This is a genomic window from Glutamicibacter sp. NPDC087344, from assembly GCF_044744225.1.
Classification (GTDB): Bacteria; Actinomycetota; Actinomycetes; order Actinomycetales; family Micrococcaceae; genus Glutamicibacter.
The window spans coordinates 315,305-331,025 of record NZ_JBIUXY010000001.1; the positions used below are offsets into that span (position 1 = coordinate 315,305).

At 60.6% G+C, this 15,721-nt stretch carries 16 protein-coding genes; 6 read left to right on the forward strand and 10 right to left on the reverse strand.

The window, feature by feature from the left end; translation table 11 throughout:
- Window positions 1-292: 292 nt before the first annotated feature.
- Entirely contained in the window at window positions 293-1,789 is a 1,497-nt protein-coding gene (locus tag ACIOWL_RS01355) for an MFS transporter (RefSeq protein ID WP_400380705.1), read from the forward strand.
- Window positions 1,790-1,883: 94 nt separating this feature from the next.
- Here the strand turns inward: ACIOWL_RS01355 and ACIOWL_RS01360 are convergent, their stop codons facing one another.
- Window positions 1,884-2,996 (reverse strand): mandelate racemase/muconate lactonizing enzyme family protein, encoded by a 1,113-nt coding sequence (locus tag ACIOWL_RS01360; protein WP_400380708.1) that lies wholly within the window; start codon window positions 2,994-2,996, stop codon window positions 1,884-1,886.
- 8 nt (window positions 2,997-3,004) lie between these two features.
- Complete coding sequence (locus ACIOWL_RS01365) at window positions 3,005-4,105, reverse strand: alcohol dehydrogenase family protein (RefSeq protein ID WP_400380711.1); 1,101 nt, start codon at window positions 4,103-4,105, stop codon at window positions 3,005-3,007.
- Between the two features lie 121 nt (window positions 4,106-4,226).
- On the opposite strand from ACIOWL_RS01365, the gene ACIOWL_RS01370 reads away from it, so the two are divergent.
- Entirely contained in the window at window positions 4,227-4,994 is a 768-nt protein-coding gene (locus ACIOWL_RS01370; RefSeq protein ID WP_400380714.1) for an IclR family transcriptional regulator, read from the forward strand.
- Between the two features lie 210 nt (window positions 4,995-5,204).
- On the opposite strand, the gene ACIOWL_RS01375 is transcribed toward ACIOWL_RS01370, so the two are convergent.
- Window positions 5,205-5,429: a histidine phosphatase family protein gene (locus tag ACIOWL_RS01375; protein WP_400380716.1), complete on the reverse strand. Its 225-nt coding sequence runs from the start codon at window positions 5,427-5,429 to the stop codon at window positions 5,205-5,207.
- On the reverse strand, window positions 5,384-5,830 hold the full coding sequence (locus tag ACIOWL_RS01380; protein ID WP_400380719.1) for a histidine phosphatase family protein: 447 nt from the start codon (window positions 5,828-5,830) through the stop codon (window positions 5,384-5,386). Before ACIOWL_RS01380 ends, ACIOWL_RS01375 begins: the two co-directional genes overlap by 46 nt.
- 77 nt (window positions 5,831-5,907) lie before the next feature.
- Between ACIOWL_RS01380 and ACIOWL_RS01385 the strand changes: the two genes are divergently transcribed.
- A complete protein-coding gene (locus ACIOWL_RS01385) occupies window positions 5,908-6,060 on the forward strand; it encodes a VOC family protein (protein WP_400380722.1) in 153 nt (50 codons plus the stop codon).
- On the opposite strand, the gene ACIOWL_RS01390 is transcribed toward ACIOWL_RS01385, so the two are convergent.
- Together ACIOWL_RS01390 and ACIOWL_RS01395 are read right to left on the reverse strand one after the other, a co-directional pair.
- Window positions 6,057-6,776, reverse strand: coding sequence for a DNA alkylation repair protein (locus ACIOWL_RS01390; RefSeq protein WP_400380725.1), 720 nt, complete (start codon window positions 6,774-6,776; stop codon window positions 6,057-6,059). The genes ACIOWL_RS01385 and ACIOWL_RS01390 overlap by 4 nt on opposite strands.
- Entirely contained in the window at window positions 6,773-7,726 is a 954-nt protein-coding gene (locus tag ACIOWL_RS01395) for a DMT family transporter (RefSeq protein WP_400380728.1), read from the reverse strand. The genes ACIOWL_RS01390 and ACIOWL_RS01395 overlap by 4 nt, the downstream gene beginning before the upstream one ends.
- Window positions 7,727-7,798: 72 nt before the next feature.
- Between ACIOWL_RS01395 and ACIOWL_RS01400 the strand changes: the two genes are divergently transcribed.
- Complete coding sequence (locus ACIOWL_RS01400; protein ID WP_400380731.1) at window positions 7,799-8,704, forward strand: LysR family transcriptional regulator; 906 nt, start codon at window positions 7,799-7,801, stop codon at window positions 8,702-8,704.
- Here ACIOWL_RS01400 and ACIOWL_RS01405 read toward each other — a convergent pair.
- The gene (locus ACIOWL_RS01405; RefSeq protein ID WP_400380734.1) at window positions 8,701-9,324 is read right to left on the reverse strand and encodes a TetR/AcrR family transcriptional regulator; all 624 of its coding nucleotides are present in this window, start codon (window positions 9,322-9,324) and stop codon (window positions 8,701-8,703) included. The genes ACIOWL_RS01400 and ACIOWL_RS01405 overlap by 4 nt on opposite strands.
- A 75-nt stretch (window positions 9,325-9,399) precedes the next feature.
- On the opposite strand from ACIOWL_RS01405, the gene ACIOWL_RS01410 reads away from it, so the two are divergent.
- Window positions 9,400-10,998, forward strand: coding sequence for an amidohydrolase (locus tag ACIOWL_RS01410; protein WP_400380737.1), 1,599 nt, complete (start codon window positions 9,400-9,402; stop codon window positions 10,996-10,998).
- 8 nt (window positions 10,999-11,006) lie between these two features.
- Window positions 11,007-12,104, forward strand: coding sequence for a C45 family autoproteolytic acyltransferase/hydolase (locus tag ACIOWL_RS01415; protein ID WP_400380740.1), 1,098 nt, complete (start codon window positions 11,007-11,009; stop codon window positions 12,102-12,104).
- A 54-nt stretch (window positions 12,105-12,158) separates the two neighbouring features.
- On the opposite strand, the gene ACIOWL_RS01420 is transcribed toward ACIOWL_RS01415, so the two are convergent.
- From ACIOWL_RS01420 to ACIOWL_RS01430, 3 genes are all read right to left on the reverse strand, one after another.
- Window positions 12,159-12,503 carry a DUF1801 domain-containing protein gene (locus tag ACIOWL_RS01420; RefSeq protein WP_400380743.1) on the reverse strand — a complete coding sequence of 115 codons (345 nt, stop codon included), beginning with the start codon at window positions 12,501-12,503 and terminating at the stop codon, window positions 12,159-12,161.
- 266 nt (window positions 12,504-12,769) lie between these two features.
- Complete coding sequence (locus ACIOWL_RS01425; RefSeq protein ID WP_400380746.1) at window positions 12,770-13,474, reverse strand: DUF3800 domain-containing protein; 705 nt, start codon at window positions 13,472-13,474, stop codon at window positions 12,770-12,772.
- Window positions 13,475-13,813: 339 nt separating this feature from the next.
- The gene (locus ACIOWL_RS01430) at window positions 13,814-15,262 is read right to left on the reverse strand and encodes a purine-cytosine permease family protein (RefSeq protein WP_400380748.1); all 1,449 of its coding nucleotides are present in this window, start codon (window positions 15,260-15,262) and stop codon (window positions 13,814-13,816) included.
- Window positions 15,263-15,721: the final 459 nt, after the last annotated feature.

Here is a 15,721-nt window from a genome sequence, read left to right on the forward strand (position 1 = left end):
TCACTCCCCTAGGGATTCGCAATAGTCACAGTTATAGAGCCTTGAAACAAAATGAGTGCCTCATTACACCCGAGAGTTGACTGGCTCACATTCCGAGCTTATTCTATTGATCAGTCAGTAAACAAGTCGTTCATCTAATGAACATCAAAAAGAAGTGGGGGTTGGCCAATGACCGTAGCTCAGATCCATCCCTCGCACCCGAAGCATTGGAAATCCGGCCCCTCAGGCCGTGCCGCGGCACCTGGTGCACACCAGAGCCTGTCGCTTCAGCAACCCTCCATAAGGCGGAAACATGTCCCAGAATCCAACTAATCGCAACAGGATCACCGGCGGCAGCCGGCGCCTGCGCGCCGAAGACTGCATCGTCGCAGATCCCAAGGCCCTGCGCCAAGCTCAGATCGGTGCCGGTGTCGGCAACTTCATCGAGTGGTACGACATCGGGGTGTACGGCTACCTGGCCGTGACCATGACCAAGGTTTTCACCGCCGGCATGGATGAGAGCTGGGGTTTGCTGGTGACCTTGCTCGGCTTCGCGGTCTCCTTTGTGGTCCGCCCCATCGGCGGCATGGTCTTGGGTCCGCTGGGAGACAAGATCGGCCGCAAGAAGGTCATGTTCTTCACCATCATGCTCATGGCGATCGCAACCACCCTGATCGGCTGCCTGCCCAGTGCCAACACCGTCGGGTTGTGGGTCATCATCCCGCTGTACCTGCTGAAGATGGCCCAGGGCTTCTCCACCGGCGGCGAATACTCCGGCGCCTCCACCTACATCGCCGAGTTCTCGCCGGATAAAAAGCGCGCGTTCATGACCTCCCTGCTGAACGTCGGCTCCCAGCTGGGCTTCGCCGTCGGCGCCGGCGTGGTGGCACTGACAACATTTATCGTTGAGTCGCAGTGGGGCGAGACCGCCATGGTCGACGGCGGCTGGCGTATCCCATTCCTGCTGGCGCTGCCGTTGGGCATCGTGGCCATCAGCCTGCGCAGCCGCCTGCCGGAATCCCCCGCGTTTGAAGTCACCCAGGAAATCCCGGATCCGGGAAATCCCGACTCGATCTTCATCCGTCACTCACTGCCCAAGGTCCTGAAGCTCTACTGGCCTTACATCCTGGTTGGTGTCGCACTGATTGCCGCGGACGGCACCGCGTCCTACACCCTGACCAGCTACATGCCAACGTATCTGGAGACCGAGGTGGGAGTCGCCGCCGCGCACACCGCCTTGGCCGCCGTGGTCATCCTGTTTGTGCAGGCCGCGATGATTCCGCTCTTCGCGCTGATTGCCGACAAATGGGGACGCAAGAAGGTCTACTTCATGGCGACCATTGGCAACCTGGTCCTGCTGATCCCGGCATTCTGGATCATGCAGTCGGGCACCATGGGTGCGCTGTACCTGGCCCTGTTCCTCGTCGCCGTACCAAGCTCCGCCTTCTTGTCGCTGACCGCGGTCGCCATGTCAGAGCTGTTCCCCACCGCATCGCGGTACACCGGCGTGGGCTTCACCCACAACATCGCCATCTCGATTTTCGGCGGAACCACCCCGCTGGTCTCCCAGGCATTGCTTCAGGCAACCGGCGGCCTCTGGTATGTCCCGGCCCTGTATGTCATGTTCTTCTCACTGGTGGCCTTCATTGCCACCTTCTTCCTGAGGGAAACCGCCCGCAAGCCGCTGCTTGGCTCATTCCCGGTCGTTTCCACCTTCGAGGAGGCCAAGGTGCTGGCTGGTACCCAGGATTCAAATCCTGACATCGACACCAATACCTTCCCGATTTTCGCGAAGGCTGACTCCAAATAACCCCGACGGAGTAACACTGCCCAAGCCCCTTGGAGGCCAGCTCGATGATGAGCTGGCCTCCAAGGTTTTAATCACGAGCTGGCCTGAGGCGGCCCTAGGCGGTGTATACCGCCACCGGTTCACCGAACATTTCTTCATCGATGTCCAGGCCCAGCCCCGGACCGGCAGGAAGCTGGATGTGGCCATCAACCACACGGATTCCGCCGTGACGGTCATAGTGGCCGTCGATATACGGGGCGGCGATCCACACTCCCTCATTGAGGTCAGGTGCCACGGTGGCTCCCAGATGCGTGCAGGCTGCGGCAATGATATCCCCGCCCCAGGAGTCATCGGTGGTGTGCGGGGTCGAAAACGCCTCGCAGACATCCCTGAGGACGCTCATTGGATGCAATCCGCCAAGCCGGGTGACTTTCAGCCCCAGCCCGTCGCATTCGCGGCGGACCACCGGGGCGACGGCCTTGGAGAGGTCCGTTGTGATTTCGTCCAGGTAGATCGCGTGATTGCTCCGTTCACGCACCGAAGCTGTCTCCTCCGCCGTATGGCATGGCTGCTCCATGATAAATGGAATGTCCTGGCATTCCCGGCTCAACCGCAGGGCGTCCCTGGTGTTCAACCCCCGGTTGGCGTCGATTGCCAGCTTGATCCCGTGCCCACCAATACGCTTCCACACCGCGCGCACCGTGGCGATGTCCTGGGCGACCGGACGGCCGCCGACCTTCAATTGCAGGCGAGGATACCCTTCGGCCACCTTCGCGGCCGCACGTTGCGCAACCACTTCAGGCTCATCAACCGCCAACGCATAGTAGGACGGGACCGGCTCGGTCGCAACACCACCGAGCAGGTCCGCCACACGTACTCCCAGGTGTTTTCCGGCGATGTCGTGGGCGGCGATGTCGATCGCAGCCTTGGCATAGTTGTGCCCGAAAAGCACGGTGTCCATTTTCCGGTGCAACAGCACCATGTTCGTCGGATCGGTGCCGATCAGCCGTGGGGCGAGTTCGCTCAGGGCCGCCCGGTTGCCGGCCGCGTGGTGCTGCTCGTACACCGGCCCCACCGGGCAGGCTTCTCCCCAGCCGACCAGGCCAGTATCGGTCGTGATTTTCACCAGCGTCGTGTCAAGGGAATACACCTCTCCGTGGGACATCCGATACGGCCCGTTGTGCACCGGTAGTTCGTGGGCATAAATGGCAATGCTGCTGATTTTCATTTGAACCCCTAAGCGTTAGGTGCCGACGGAACAAGCACAAGCTTGCCCGGGTACGTTTTGTTGATGAAGTCCTGCTGGGCTTCGCGAATAGCGTGCAGCGGATAGGTTTTGGACACCAAGGGTTTAAGCTGACCAGCGTTGACGTAACGCACCAGGTTGGTGAAGACCTCATCTTCTTGGAAGGTGCAGCCGAAAAGCGATAGGTCGTTGAGGTAAATGGTCCGCAGATCCAGTTGGGCCAGCGGCCCGCCAATAGCCCCGGCAATCCCGTACCGTCCACCACGACGCAGCAAGTTCAGCAGCTCACCCACACCGTCTCCACCCACCACATCGATCACCACATCAATTCCGGAAGCACCGATTTCCACGGCGAGATCCGCGCCGCGCTCCACCACGCGGTCAGCGCCTGCGGCACGTACCTCAGGAAATTTCGAGGCCGAGCAGATAGCAATAACTTCGGCTCCGCGCAGCTTGGCCAGCTGGACGGCTGCCATTCCCACACCACCCGAAGCCCCGGTGATCACAATCTTCTCTGCGCCCACGCCGGTGCGATGCAGCAAACCCTCGGCAGTTGAGTAAGCGATGGACAAGGCCCCGAATTCCACGGGTGACAGTTTTGTGGAATCCACGGCCCACGACTCGCTGTCCGGCGCCACCGCATATTGGGCGAATCCGCCATCGCAGTCACTGCCATAGGTCCAGCATTCATAGGGGCGGCGCTGGACGTAGTGGCGCATCAGGTTGCGGACAATAACAGCTTCCCCCAGGCGCGAATCCGCCACCCCGTCGCCCAAGGCGACAATGCGTCCGTAAACGTCCCCACCCTGGATCCGCGGAAAGGACAGCGGCACCCCGGCCCAGGAGGCGTCGTCCTCATCTGCTTGTGTGTGTTCGCTCGAAGCCATGGTGTTGGTATCCGAACTGACGGCCTTGGAGTACCAGCCGATACGTGTGTTGATATCCGTGTTATTCACCCCGGCGGCTTGAACCTGGATCAAAACCTCGCCCGCCTGAGGTGTCGGAACGGGTACATCTGTGCGGAATTCAAGCTTCTCCAAGCCTCCGTGGCCGGTCAGCAGCACCGCTTCCATTGTTTGAGGTAATGCCATGAGTCGATCTCCCTTGTTCAATTGATGGACATTATGTTCATTTTTATACACGTCGACTCGCACTTCACGCAAGGGCACCGATAAGATGACTGAAAAGTGACAGCTTCACCCAAGGCGGGATATGGACCACGACCTCGAACAGCTCAACCGCTCAGCGCTGCGCGCGGCAGAACTACTGATCGCCGCCGGCGAGCACCCGGGCGGGGCCAGCGCGGCGGTGCTCGCGGAACAGACCAACATCCCGCGGCCCACCGCATTCCGCATCCTGTTGAGTCTGGCTCACACCGGTTTATTAAGCCGCGAGGGCGGGAATTTCCGGCTCGGCTGGCGAACCGGTGCCCTGGGGCGGCTAGCTGACCCCTGGAGGGACTTGGCACCCCGTCTCCAGCCTTTCTTGGACGAGCTTGCGAACACCTTCAACGAATCGGTTGAATTTGTGATGTTCACAAGCAACTCAACGCAGGAAACAATCGCCCAGGCCTCGGGCAACCGGCTGCTCGCACCGTCCCACCAATACGTCGGGCGCAGCTTTCCGCTACATGCCTCGGCCACCGGCAAGGTATTGCTGGCAGAACAGGATACCGCCGCCTTAGCGGCCGCATTGCCCCTAGAGCTGGAGGCGCTGACCGAAAACACTGTCACCAGCCGCCCAGTGCTCCTGGAACAGCTTCAGGAGATCAAAAAAGCTGGTTTTGCCGTGCTGGACGGCGAACTGGAAGAGGGGCTCTATGTCATCGCGGTTCCGGTCCGCAACGGCTCCGGTGAAGTCGTAGCCTCGTTGTCCGTCTCGGGGCTGTCCTTGAGAATGACGAAGAGCGGGGTGGATTACGTCAACCGGCTCCAGCAAGCCGCGGCAAAACTCGCGGTGCTGGTGGAATCAGGGACATAGCGTCGATTCGGCTCGCACCGAAGTCCAGGTTTCCCGACGACAGACACCACCTGCCGCGAATGGGCGAAAACCGGCGGGAGCATGCCCCATTGCCGAAGATCCGGCCGACCTGCAGCACGGCCACCAGCACGGCCCGCGGTGCCTGCATTTCACATAAAATGCTCTATGACGCGGCCGCCCGGTGTTCTGACCGGGTTTGATCCGTTGTTGCTAGCTCGTGGCCAAGTGCTTGACCGAATTGAGTGTGCGGATCGAGCGGTTATGGAAGTAATCGTCCTGGATCAGGTGCGAAATACTGCCGGATTCCAGGTGGAATGCCGCATGGGTGAGGGACTTGGCCGGGATGCCCAGCCAATAAGCGATCACTACCTGCGCAGTTCCGCCGTGGGTCACGATGATCTTGTGGCGCGCGGGGTCCTGGAGAATGCTGTCCATCGAGGCATAAATTCGTTGCACCCAGCCCATTTGGTTTCGGCCCCGGGAATCCCTTCGTCATGTTTGAGCCGTTCACCATCGCGCGGCGGGGCAATGAAGTGTTCACGCAGCCACCGGTCGGGTTTGCCTCCTGCGATCCCGTAGGATTTTTCGCGCAAGCCCGGTAGCGGCTGGACCGCGAGGTCCAGCCGCGCGGAAATGGGCTTCGCGGTTTGCAAGGTCCGGGTGAGATCGGAACTGAAGAGCGCTGCCGTGCCATCCACCCTGCTGGCCAGTTCCCTGGCAATCAGTTGCGCATCAAGCTGCCCGAGCTCGGTCAGCGAGCTGTCGTACCACCCGCCGACCAGACCTTGCACATGATGGGTTGATTCAGGATGGGTCACCACAAAAATCTCTTGCATCTGCAGATCATACCGATGATTTCAACATTGAGTGCCGTGAGCTTTCTTGCGGCCAGCCCGAAGGCACTGTGCAGCTTGTGGGCGCAGAACCTCCTGGCAACTTGGATGCTCAAACAACGCAGCTGGTGGACCTGGGAGCACGGGTGCGCAGTCGCGCAGGGCGGCATGGCGCGCTTAGTGCCGATCCCGATGGCAACGAGTTCCGTGTGGCGCCCGCCGCCTCCGCCTAGAAACCGGCAGCCTGCGCGGCTTTTGACTGCGCCGAGACCAGCCGGCGGCGCCCCGGCACAGACACCAGATCCTTGATTTCCTTGAGCGCGTCCCTGCCGATCCACTGTCCGGCCTTGCCCGGTCCACCAAGCATCCGCGTGGCCACGGCCAGCGCGGTGTCCCGGGTTCGAAGATCCAGATGCGCCACTTCGCGCAAAGCCCAGGAAACCGCCTTCTTGACGTGCAGCCGGTCATCGGCGCCTTGTTGTTCGATGAGTTCAAGCCACTGGGTCACCAGGGAATTATCGAGGTTGCGCGCATGCGTGGACGCGGTGGCGATCAGGGCGAAGGCCGCGCGTTTTTCATAGGTTGCCTCGGCGTCCGCCCAGCGGGAAATCAGCTCCGGGTAGTGCCGGTCGTGCAGGAAAACCGACCCGCACAGGTGGTCGCATAAATCCCAGGAACGCACGTCGTTCACCAGCAACTGCAGCTGCTCATGGCTCAGCGTCGCCGGTTCAAAAATGAGGCAGGCCAGCAGGCGAGCCTCGTGGAACCCGGTGCCCCACAGCTCCCAGGCAAGGTCATTCGACTTCGATGTACTGCGCGCCAGTGCCCGAATGGCGGGGACCGGAACACCGAGGCTGTTGGCTTCCGGGATTCCCAACCGAACCACATTGGCTTTGTGCTTCTCGCTGGCTTTGCCTGCAAGTTCTTGCAGCAGCTGCTGGAGGTTCATGATTCCATCATAAGTTGCTCATCGCGCCGCCCTTGATCCGCCTCGAACGCGGAATTCCGTCTTTCCCTCGCCCGACGTTCAATCCGGGCACCAACCAGTGTCGCCAGCACGATCAACACCATCCCCGCTGCCTGCACGGGCGCAATGTGATCCCCACCCAACGTCACCCCGATCGCCACAGCCCAAACCGGTTCAGTGCCCATTAAAAGGCTGGCACGCGCCGCCGAACTGCGGCGTACCGCCCAAGCTTGGACTAGGAATGCGAAGACACTGCAGGCCAAGCCGAGGAACACTGCGTCAACCCAGGCCGCCGGCCCCATTGAGCCGAGCCCTTGACCCAGATTCGGAGCGCCGAGAAAAAGGAAAATCAGCAGCCCGGCGAAGAGTTGAAGACCAACAATCAACGGTAGATCATCGGTGGGCTTGAGGAATTTGGCGGTAGCGATGACGTGAACCGCCCTGATGACCGCCGCCGCCAGCACCAACAAGTCCCCTGTGCCGGGGAGCCGCAAACCCTGCCCGGATGCCAGCAGCAGCGCGCCGAGCATGGCCACCAGGGCCATGGCGTAAAAGGCGACCGGCAATACGCGCCGCAAGACCAACACTTCCAGCAACGGGGTGAAGATCAAGCTCAGGCTGATGAGAAGCCCCGCATTGCTGGCACTGGTCATGCCCACACCTGCGGTTTCCAGCCACAGGACGGCAGCTTGGCTGAGTCCCAAAACCACGCCCACCGCGGTGGTTCGCCGAGTCATCCGCCAGCCGCGCCGGCAGAGAAGGAAAAACAGCATACCGGCGAAGGCCACCGCATATCGAAGCGTCAGCGCGGTTGTGACGTCGGTGGCCGCTACGAGGTTCTTCGCGGAAAGATAACTTGCGCCCCAGGTGACGGCAACGGCAATCAGCAACAGGTCGGGAGCCAAAGAAGTCAACGGTGATTTTTCTTGCATACCTACCATGCTTCCGGCACCAAGAATAAAGAACAATCTTTACTTACTGAACTAAATATTTAGAATTATCTAATGCAACTCTATGAGCTTCGTGTCCTGCGTGAACTCGGCGAGCGCGGCAGCGTCGCGGCTGTCGCAGAGGCTCTCATGGTCACGCCATCGGCGATTTCCCAGCAACTCACGTCCCTGCAACGAGGTTTCAGGACCCCGCTGACCGTCCGCCGCGGACGCCGCTTGGAACTGACCGAAGCCGGGCGGGCCTTGGCGACGGCCGGAACGAAGGTCGCCACCGCCATGGCCGACGCCGCAAGCGCGGTGGACAACTTCCTTGCAGATCCATCTGAGCCCGTCAGCGTTTCGGCTTTTCATAGTGCCGGGCTTGCCTGGTTCGCACCCTTGCTGGAAGCCACCTGCGGCACTCCCAGCCTCCGGCTTTCCGATGAAGACGTGCCGCGGGCGGATTTCCCGGCGCTGACCTTGAACCACGATATTGTGATTGCCCATCGCCTGCCCCATGATGACCCGTGGCCGCCCGGGCGCGTGGTCCCCACCCATTTGGTGAGCGAGCCACTAGATGTCGCCGTGGCCAGGAACCACCCGCTGGCCTCGCGACAGAGCATCAGCACCCTCGATTTGGCCAGCGAACGTTGGATCTGCGTGCATGATGGTTTCCCGCTGTCCCAGTTGCTGGCACCAATCGCGGTACGCCATGGCCAACCGCTGGATATCGCCCATCGGGTTAACGAATTTTTTGTCGCCGCCACAATCATCCGCACCGGTCAGGCCGTGGGGCTGATGCCGCGGCACACCATGAGTGCCGCGAGCTTGGATGGAATTGTGTTGTTGCCGCTGCACGATTTGCCTTTGGCGCGCGAAATCGACGCGCTATCCCGGCCCGAAGCCCTGCATCGGGTGGCGGTGCGGCGGGTGCTTTCCACCCTGGTCGAGCTCGCCCGAAAGCCATATGCAGGCCCTTAGCCCAGGCTTCCTTCCGGCAGACCCAGGGCTTGTTCGGCCATGCGCTGCATGATCGGTGCCAGTTCGGCGAGCGCTTGGGGTTCGGAGGTGTTGACGTAGCTTCCCGCCCCGTCCACCACCAAAAGAATCTGGGTGGCCACCCCGAAAGCGTCGCCGCGCGGAATGTCCTTGTGCTCCATGGCTTCTTCAATCACGTCCGTCAGCTTCTGCTGGGTGAGCTGCTCCTGCTCGGATACCACCTGACGCAGGGCGGGGCGGTAGCGCGACTGGTGGCGTGCATCAAGCCAGAGTTTGCCCAAGTCCACGAACTCCGGGGCATTCACCCGCTGCAGGAAGGCGGCTAGCGGCACAAGCCCGGGGGCCATGTCCTCATCCCGCGCGAAAAGCACCTCCCGCTCGGTGGTGGCGGCCTGTTCAAAGGCGGCGCACAACAGCTCATCGATGGTGCGGAAGTAATGGCTGATCAATCCCGGGCGAACCTCAAGGTGCTCAGCCACCAATTTCATGGTCACTTTTTCCAGTCCCAGCCGCAGCGCCAGCTGGGAGGCGGTGGTGAGAATTTCATGGCGCCGGTCGTCGGGATTTTTTCGTACTCGCGGCTTTGCCGTGCTTGACCTCATGCGGCAACCCTATTAGATTTGGGATGCAGAGTCTATTGGTGTCAACACCAATAACGGATACGTTGGAGAAGCCAAGTGAACGCGGACCTGATCATTTCGGCACGGGCCATCATCAACCCGCTGGCCAAAGAAACCTCGGAAACCACCGTGGCCATCAGCGACGGAATCATCAGCGCCGTCGGCGGACCGGAACTGCGCGCGCAGGCCGGTGAGTCCACCCGGGTCATCGAACTCGACGGGGTGATCCTGCCCGGACTGGTTGACATCCACACCCACCCGATCTGGGGTTCCATTGAACGGGGCACCTCGTTGGATCTGGCTGAAGTGAAGACCCGCGAGCAACTGATCTCCGCCACCGCCGCACGCATCAGCCAGCTGGCGGGGGCCGAATGGATCACCGGATTCAATCTGGATCTCAATGTCTTTGGTTCCGAGGTCGACGGAAGATTTTTTGAAGAGCACTTCCCCGGAATCAAGATCAGCTACCTGACCGCGGACGCGCATGCCCTGGTGATCAGCCCGGCGGTGGTGGCCCAGCTGGGGCTGACCGGCACCGAAGAATTCGCCGATGCCTCGCAGATTGTGGTTGACCGCACCGGCGCACCCACCGGATATATCCTGGAATTACAAGCTATGGACCTGGTCATGAGCCAGTACCCAGTGCCATCCATTGCGCAGGCCGCCAACTACGTGCTCGCCGAGTTGCGCACCCTGGCCGCCAGCGGATTAACCGGCGTGCACGCGCTGGACTTCGCCGATCCGTCCCAGGAAGTCTACGAATACCTGGATGAACGCAACCTGCTGCCGCTGTTCGTGCACGCCTCGCCGCTGATCCCGGCCGATTCGACACCTCAGATCTGGCAGCAGGCGCTGGAGCAGCAAAAGCTGGGCGGCACACGCTGGAAGGTGTCCGGGGTGAAGTTCATGCTGGACGGCACCGCGGACAACGGTTCGGCCTGGTTCCAATCCCCGGACTGCCTGGGCGAAAACGCACACAGCCTGTGGCGCAATCCGCGGGCCTATGCGCAGGCGGTCACCTTTTTCACCGCCCATGGGGTGCCGACCGCCACCCATGCAATCGGAGACGCCGCGGTGGCCTTTGCCCTGGATGCCATCGAAGCAGCCGGCCCGGCCACCGGCGGAGCCCACCGCATCGAGCACCTAGAGTCCATTGGCGATGAGTTGCTGGATCGTTTTGCGCAACTGAACGTGGTGGCTTCGGTGCAGCCGGTGCACGGCACACGTTTGATCAGCCCGCACGGTGATGACAACTGGTCCACCCGGCTGGGCGCCGAACGGGCACGCCACGGCTGGCGCACCCGCGACCTGCTGGACGCCGGGGCACCGCTGGCATTGGGTTCCGACTGGCCTATCGGCGTGGCAGATCCCCGTGTGGCGCTGGCCGACGCCCAGCTGCGCCGCCCGGTGGAGGAAACCGGCCGGGCCGCCCTGCACACCGAACAGGCCATCAGCTCCGCCGAAGCCTACTACGCGATGACCCGTATCCCGGCGCTGGTCACCGGCAACCCCGCCGGCGGCCAGGTTGCCACCGGCTCCCCCGCGAATCTAAGCATCTTCGCCAATAATCCGTTGTCCCTCACGCCAGAAGAACAAGCCGCCAATCCGGTGCTGGCGACCGTCGTCACCGGCCAGCTGCATCACTACCCCGCATAGGAAAACCCATGACTTCATTCCCCGCAGCACGCCCGGCCCACCGTCTGGCCCTGCAGATCAACTCCACCGACCCCGCGCAACGCGGCGCACAGCGCGCCGAGCAGCTCGGTGACGGCTTGGTGCGCGCCTTTGAAACCTATCAGCGTTTTTTCACCCTGGGCGGGATCAGCGAAACCCAGGTGCGTTCCATGGCAGAACGCGCCTTGGAAGACATCAACACCTTCTCCCCCGCCCTCGCCCAGGAAATTGTGGGCACGGCAGTGGGCGCCGGCGTGGAGCACTGGCAACTGGCGGCGCTGAACGCCCGCACCGAGATCCTGGCAGCTTCCAAGGTCACCGGCCCGGGCGAATGCTCCACCATTGTGCGCAACACCGGCGGGAGTAACCCGCGGATTTTCGGTGCCCAGACCTGGGACTGGCATGTGGAATTGGCCGAGTTCTGGCACACCCAGCAGGTGCGCGGCGCCAAACACAACTTCGCAGGGATCACCGAACACGGGATCTTGAGCAAGATCGGCATCAATGACGCCGGTCTTGCCTTGCACTTCAACATCCTGGGCCACCAACAAGACGGTGTCGGCGGCATCCCGATGCACGTGCTCTCCGCCTACGTGCTGCAAAACGCCGGCAGCGTGGCCGAGGCAATCGAGCTGATGCGCAGCTGCCCCATTGCCTCCTCCGGCTCCTTCGCCTTGTTTGATAGGCAGTCCACCGCCCTGCTGGAAATCACCCCGGTCGGCGTTTTTGAAGTTCCACAACTGGCCGAAGGGCTGCACCTGCGCACCAACCATTTCCTGACCGAAACGCCGAAGGCCCAGGAGAAGAACTGGCTCTACCAGCCCGATTCCTCTCAGCGTTTCGACTTTTTGGCCAAACGGCTGGGGGCGGACCTGCCCGACACCCCGGAAGAAGCCGTCGCCTCGATGTGCACCGCCACCGGCGAGCCTGCGGTGACCTGCATCCCGGACATGACGCTTCCCATGGGCCAGCGCTGGGCCAGCCTGGCCACCGTGATCATGGACCCGGCGGCCGGAACCGCCCGGGTGTTGGACGGCACCCCGGCCGAAGGCCAGCTGCGTCCTTGGTATGAGCTCGGCGCCCATTAGCGTACGGTGCGGTGCGCCCCTTGACCGGGGCGCACCACACCGTGAAGCAAGAGATCAGGCCACCGCCTTGGAGATCAAGGCACGAAGCTGTTGTTCCGCCGCATCGTCGAGGCTGGTAATGCTCCACACCACCGGGTGCAGTGCAGCACCCTCGCTGTAGGCCGGATTGATAGTTTCACCGAACCCGAAAACCAGATAGTCGTCCCCGGATTTGATGTAGCAGACGTCCTCTTTGCCACGGGTGTAAAACGGGATCCCCCAGCGCAATACCGGCTGCAGCGAGGGAGCCTCTTCCTTGATGATTTCATGCAGGCGCAACCCGATTTCCCGGTAGGGGGCGCTGGCAGATTCGAGCTTTGCGGCTACCGCGTCATCGCCCTTTTTTGCGAAGATGGCCATAAAATTCCTCCTCGTACGGTGATTTCAAGCCTCGACGTTCACGGAGTCGAGGCCTACAAGGAATTCTACGTACCTTTTGGCTACGGTTAGCTGACCGACGCCATGTACCCCACGTCAGCAATCAGAATGCTCATTCTCCAGGTTCCAAACAACTCCCCAAAAAGTGCAGCACGAAAAATTTCCACACCCTAACGCACGCTGGTAACATGGGACGTGCAGACCTCCCTCATACACTTGAGATCCAGGGGGTCTCGCTGTTTAAGACTTCAGATTTCCTGAGGGTACCTGTGCCTGTCCCGTTCCGATGGGTACTGCGGATACCATTCTTTTGCGAATTCATTTTTCGGGTTTTGGTCTACAAAAGCGTTGGCGGTCCATGCCACGAGGTCTGCCATTTGAACCAACTGCGAGTGCTTGGAATCTAGATAGATAGCATCCTCGATCACATGTCTCTTACTCAGTGCGAGGCTTCGATGGATATCCCGATACGAACTATCACTACCATCTCCATCCATAATGATCATCGCCAATGACCGCGAAGATTCCAGTTCCCGTTCGAATCTATTAACAAGTGCCCGGTAAGTTTTCTCTTTCGTGCGAGCCAGGTCCCTCGGTGCTCCACGACTGTAGACTGCGCCAAGACTCAACCCTTCGGTACTTCTCAGAGAATCTAAACATTCACAAGCTACGGCCCTTCCGAAATCTTTCCAATACTCAACGCCATGATGGACAAATGCGTCTGGAACTCTCGTAGATACTCGACCACGCCCATTGACGTAGTCAGTTGCATGGAGCTCGCTCGTTACAGGGATCCGGTATTCACGCCAAAGTTTTCTTCGCAGGTCCAGCCAGTTTCTGAGCACCGTAGACCAGCGATCGGGCGGAATATCGATCCACCCGTACACAACCAACCCACTTTTCGGGTGCCCGGAATCATCTATGTAGATCAACCGGTTGAGTGGTAACTGCATTCCTCCAGTCTAAATTTCGAACTGGAATCGGACATCAGTTATCCACAGAACGCCGCGAATCATTCTGATCCCCAAAAGGCGAAGACTGCCGCATCCACCGGATGGGTTGTTCACCGGCCCGACTTCTCTTTACCGGCTTTAATCGCAGGGGACCGTAGAAATTGGACGCGGCTTGGTCCTTAATACGTTTTGCATCGAGACCTGGAGGCCTTCCACGAAGAGTTTACTCCGGCTATCCAGCCCCGCTTCGTTCTGGTGGCCGAATCTGAAGCGGTGGCGTCCAGCCTTCGACTAGAAATTGGTGAACCCGCTATCAACGACGTCTTTGACGCTGCCCAACTAGCTCTTGGCCCTAACCGGGACCAATTCCAGTTGCACCCCTCTCAAGCGCACCAGCACCGCATAGGCCAGAATGGAAACTGCCAATCCGACAGGCACCGACACGTCGATGCCGCCCATCATGACCGCAAAGGGACCTGCCCACACATCGGTGGAGAGGAACAGGGCGGTGGCGGCGCCGCCCGCCACCACCGCGCCAAGACCTGCCACGCTGAAGCCGTTCGTGTACCAGTACTTGCCCGAGGGGAACTGCTCGAACAGCTGCAGGGAATCATAACGATTGCGCCGCAACACAATGTCTGCAACAAAGATCGCCATGGTCGGCACCGAGATGATCAGCAAGAACTGCAGCATCAAGTTCACCGCGGAAATCAGCGAGGTGGACATGGCAAGCGCGAAGGTGAAGATGGTGCCGAGCACGCCGATCAGGATGGCCGAGGGAATACGTTTTATCGGGACGCCGATTGACTGGAAGACCATGCTCGCGGAGTAAGTGGTCATGCCATTCAGCGCCACGGTGTTCAGCACCACCCCAGCCACCAGGAGAATACCTAGCCAGTTTGGCAACATGTCCATCAGTGCGAAGTCGATGCCAACGTCCAAGGCCGCCCCCGAGAGCACGGTACCCAGCAGCACTCCCACGGTGGTGAAGATGATGCCGGGAACTGCACCACCTAAGGCCGTCGCCGCGACGATGCGCCATGGCTTGGTTTCATGCGGCAGGTAGCGAGCCAAGTCGGCACTGTTGGAATAGGACAACGGTGTGGACGACAGGATCGCAAAGCCGATGCTCACCGAGATCCACACCTCGGCGCCGGCCAACGGCTCAGGTTGCACAAAACCCAGATTCACCTGGGGCAGGATATAAGCAGTGACCAGCACAAATATCACCAGCAATGCCGCCGTAACCGCGGTGTAGCTCTTCAGGATCAGGCCGTGCCCGTAAACGGCCACCAACACCGTGATGGTGGAGATCGCCACGGTGACCACCGCCTTGCCCACGGTCTCATTGCCCAGACCAAGCCGGCGCAGCAGCTCCGCTCCCATAAAGGTGGAAGCCACCCAGTTCAGGGCCAAAAAGATCCCGGAGACGAACCAGCCGTAAATGGCGATGATGAATCGGTTGCCACGAATCCCGTAGACGGCGCGGGTAATCACCGAACCGCTGGTGCCAGCCGACGGGCCGGAAATGGCTACGATGCCTGGAAGTATCCACAGCAGGCTGCTGGCTAGGATCACGGCGATTGACTGCCAGATTTCAAGCCCCAACACCATGGTGAGCGTCGCTCCGATGGTAAAGCTGAGCACGCTGATATTTGGTGCGGCCCAGACCGCAAAGAGTTCCCGGGGTTTGCCATGCCTGTTTTCAGCGGCAATGAATTCAATGCCACGCACTTCAACGTGCGTCGCCAATTCCCCCGCCGCAGCAGTGTTCTCGGTCTTGCCCACTAGCCTGTTCCTTCCCTGAGAGCAGCAGGACCACATTGTCCAACTGCCAGCCCGTCAACTATTGGTGTTCATACCAATAAAGACCCTCAACTATTAGAACGCCATTCATTACTGCGTGTCAAGGCTCACATTTCACACGGTGAGGCCAACTCGGCAGGGGCAACCTGTCGCGGGACAACTCCACAGCAATGATCTGACAAGAAACGGCTCCGAGGTACGGCGGCACTGCCCGCCGCACCTACCAAAGATTCAATCCGTCAGCCCGGGCATAGCCAGTGAAGTGCGTCGGCCACATATCGGTGGCTCGCTTGGCATCCGCCAGTTGCTCGATCACCACACGAGACACTGAAAGCCTGTCCAGCGTCGGCCCATGTGGATAGTTTTTGCGTTACACGGCTTGACTGTTGTGCCGGCGATTGGTTACAAGGTTTGGGCTCACGCGCGAGGTTTCGCCAACAT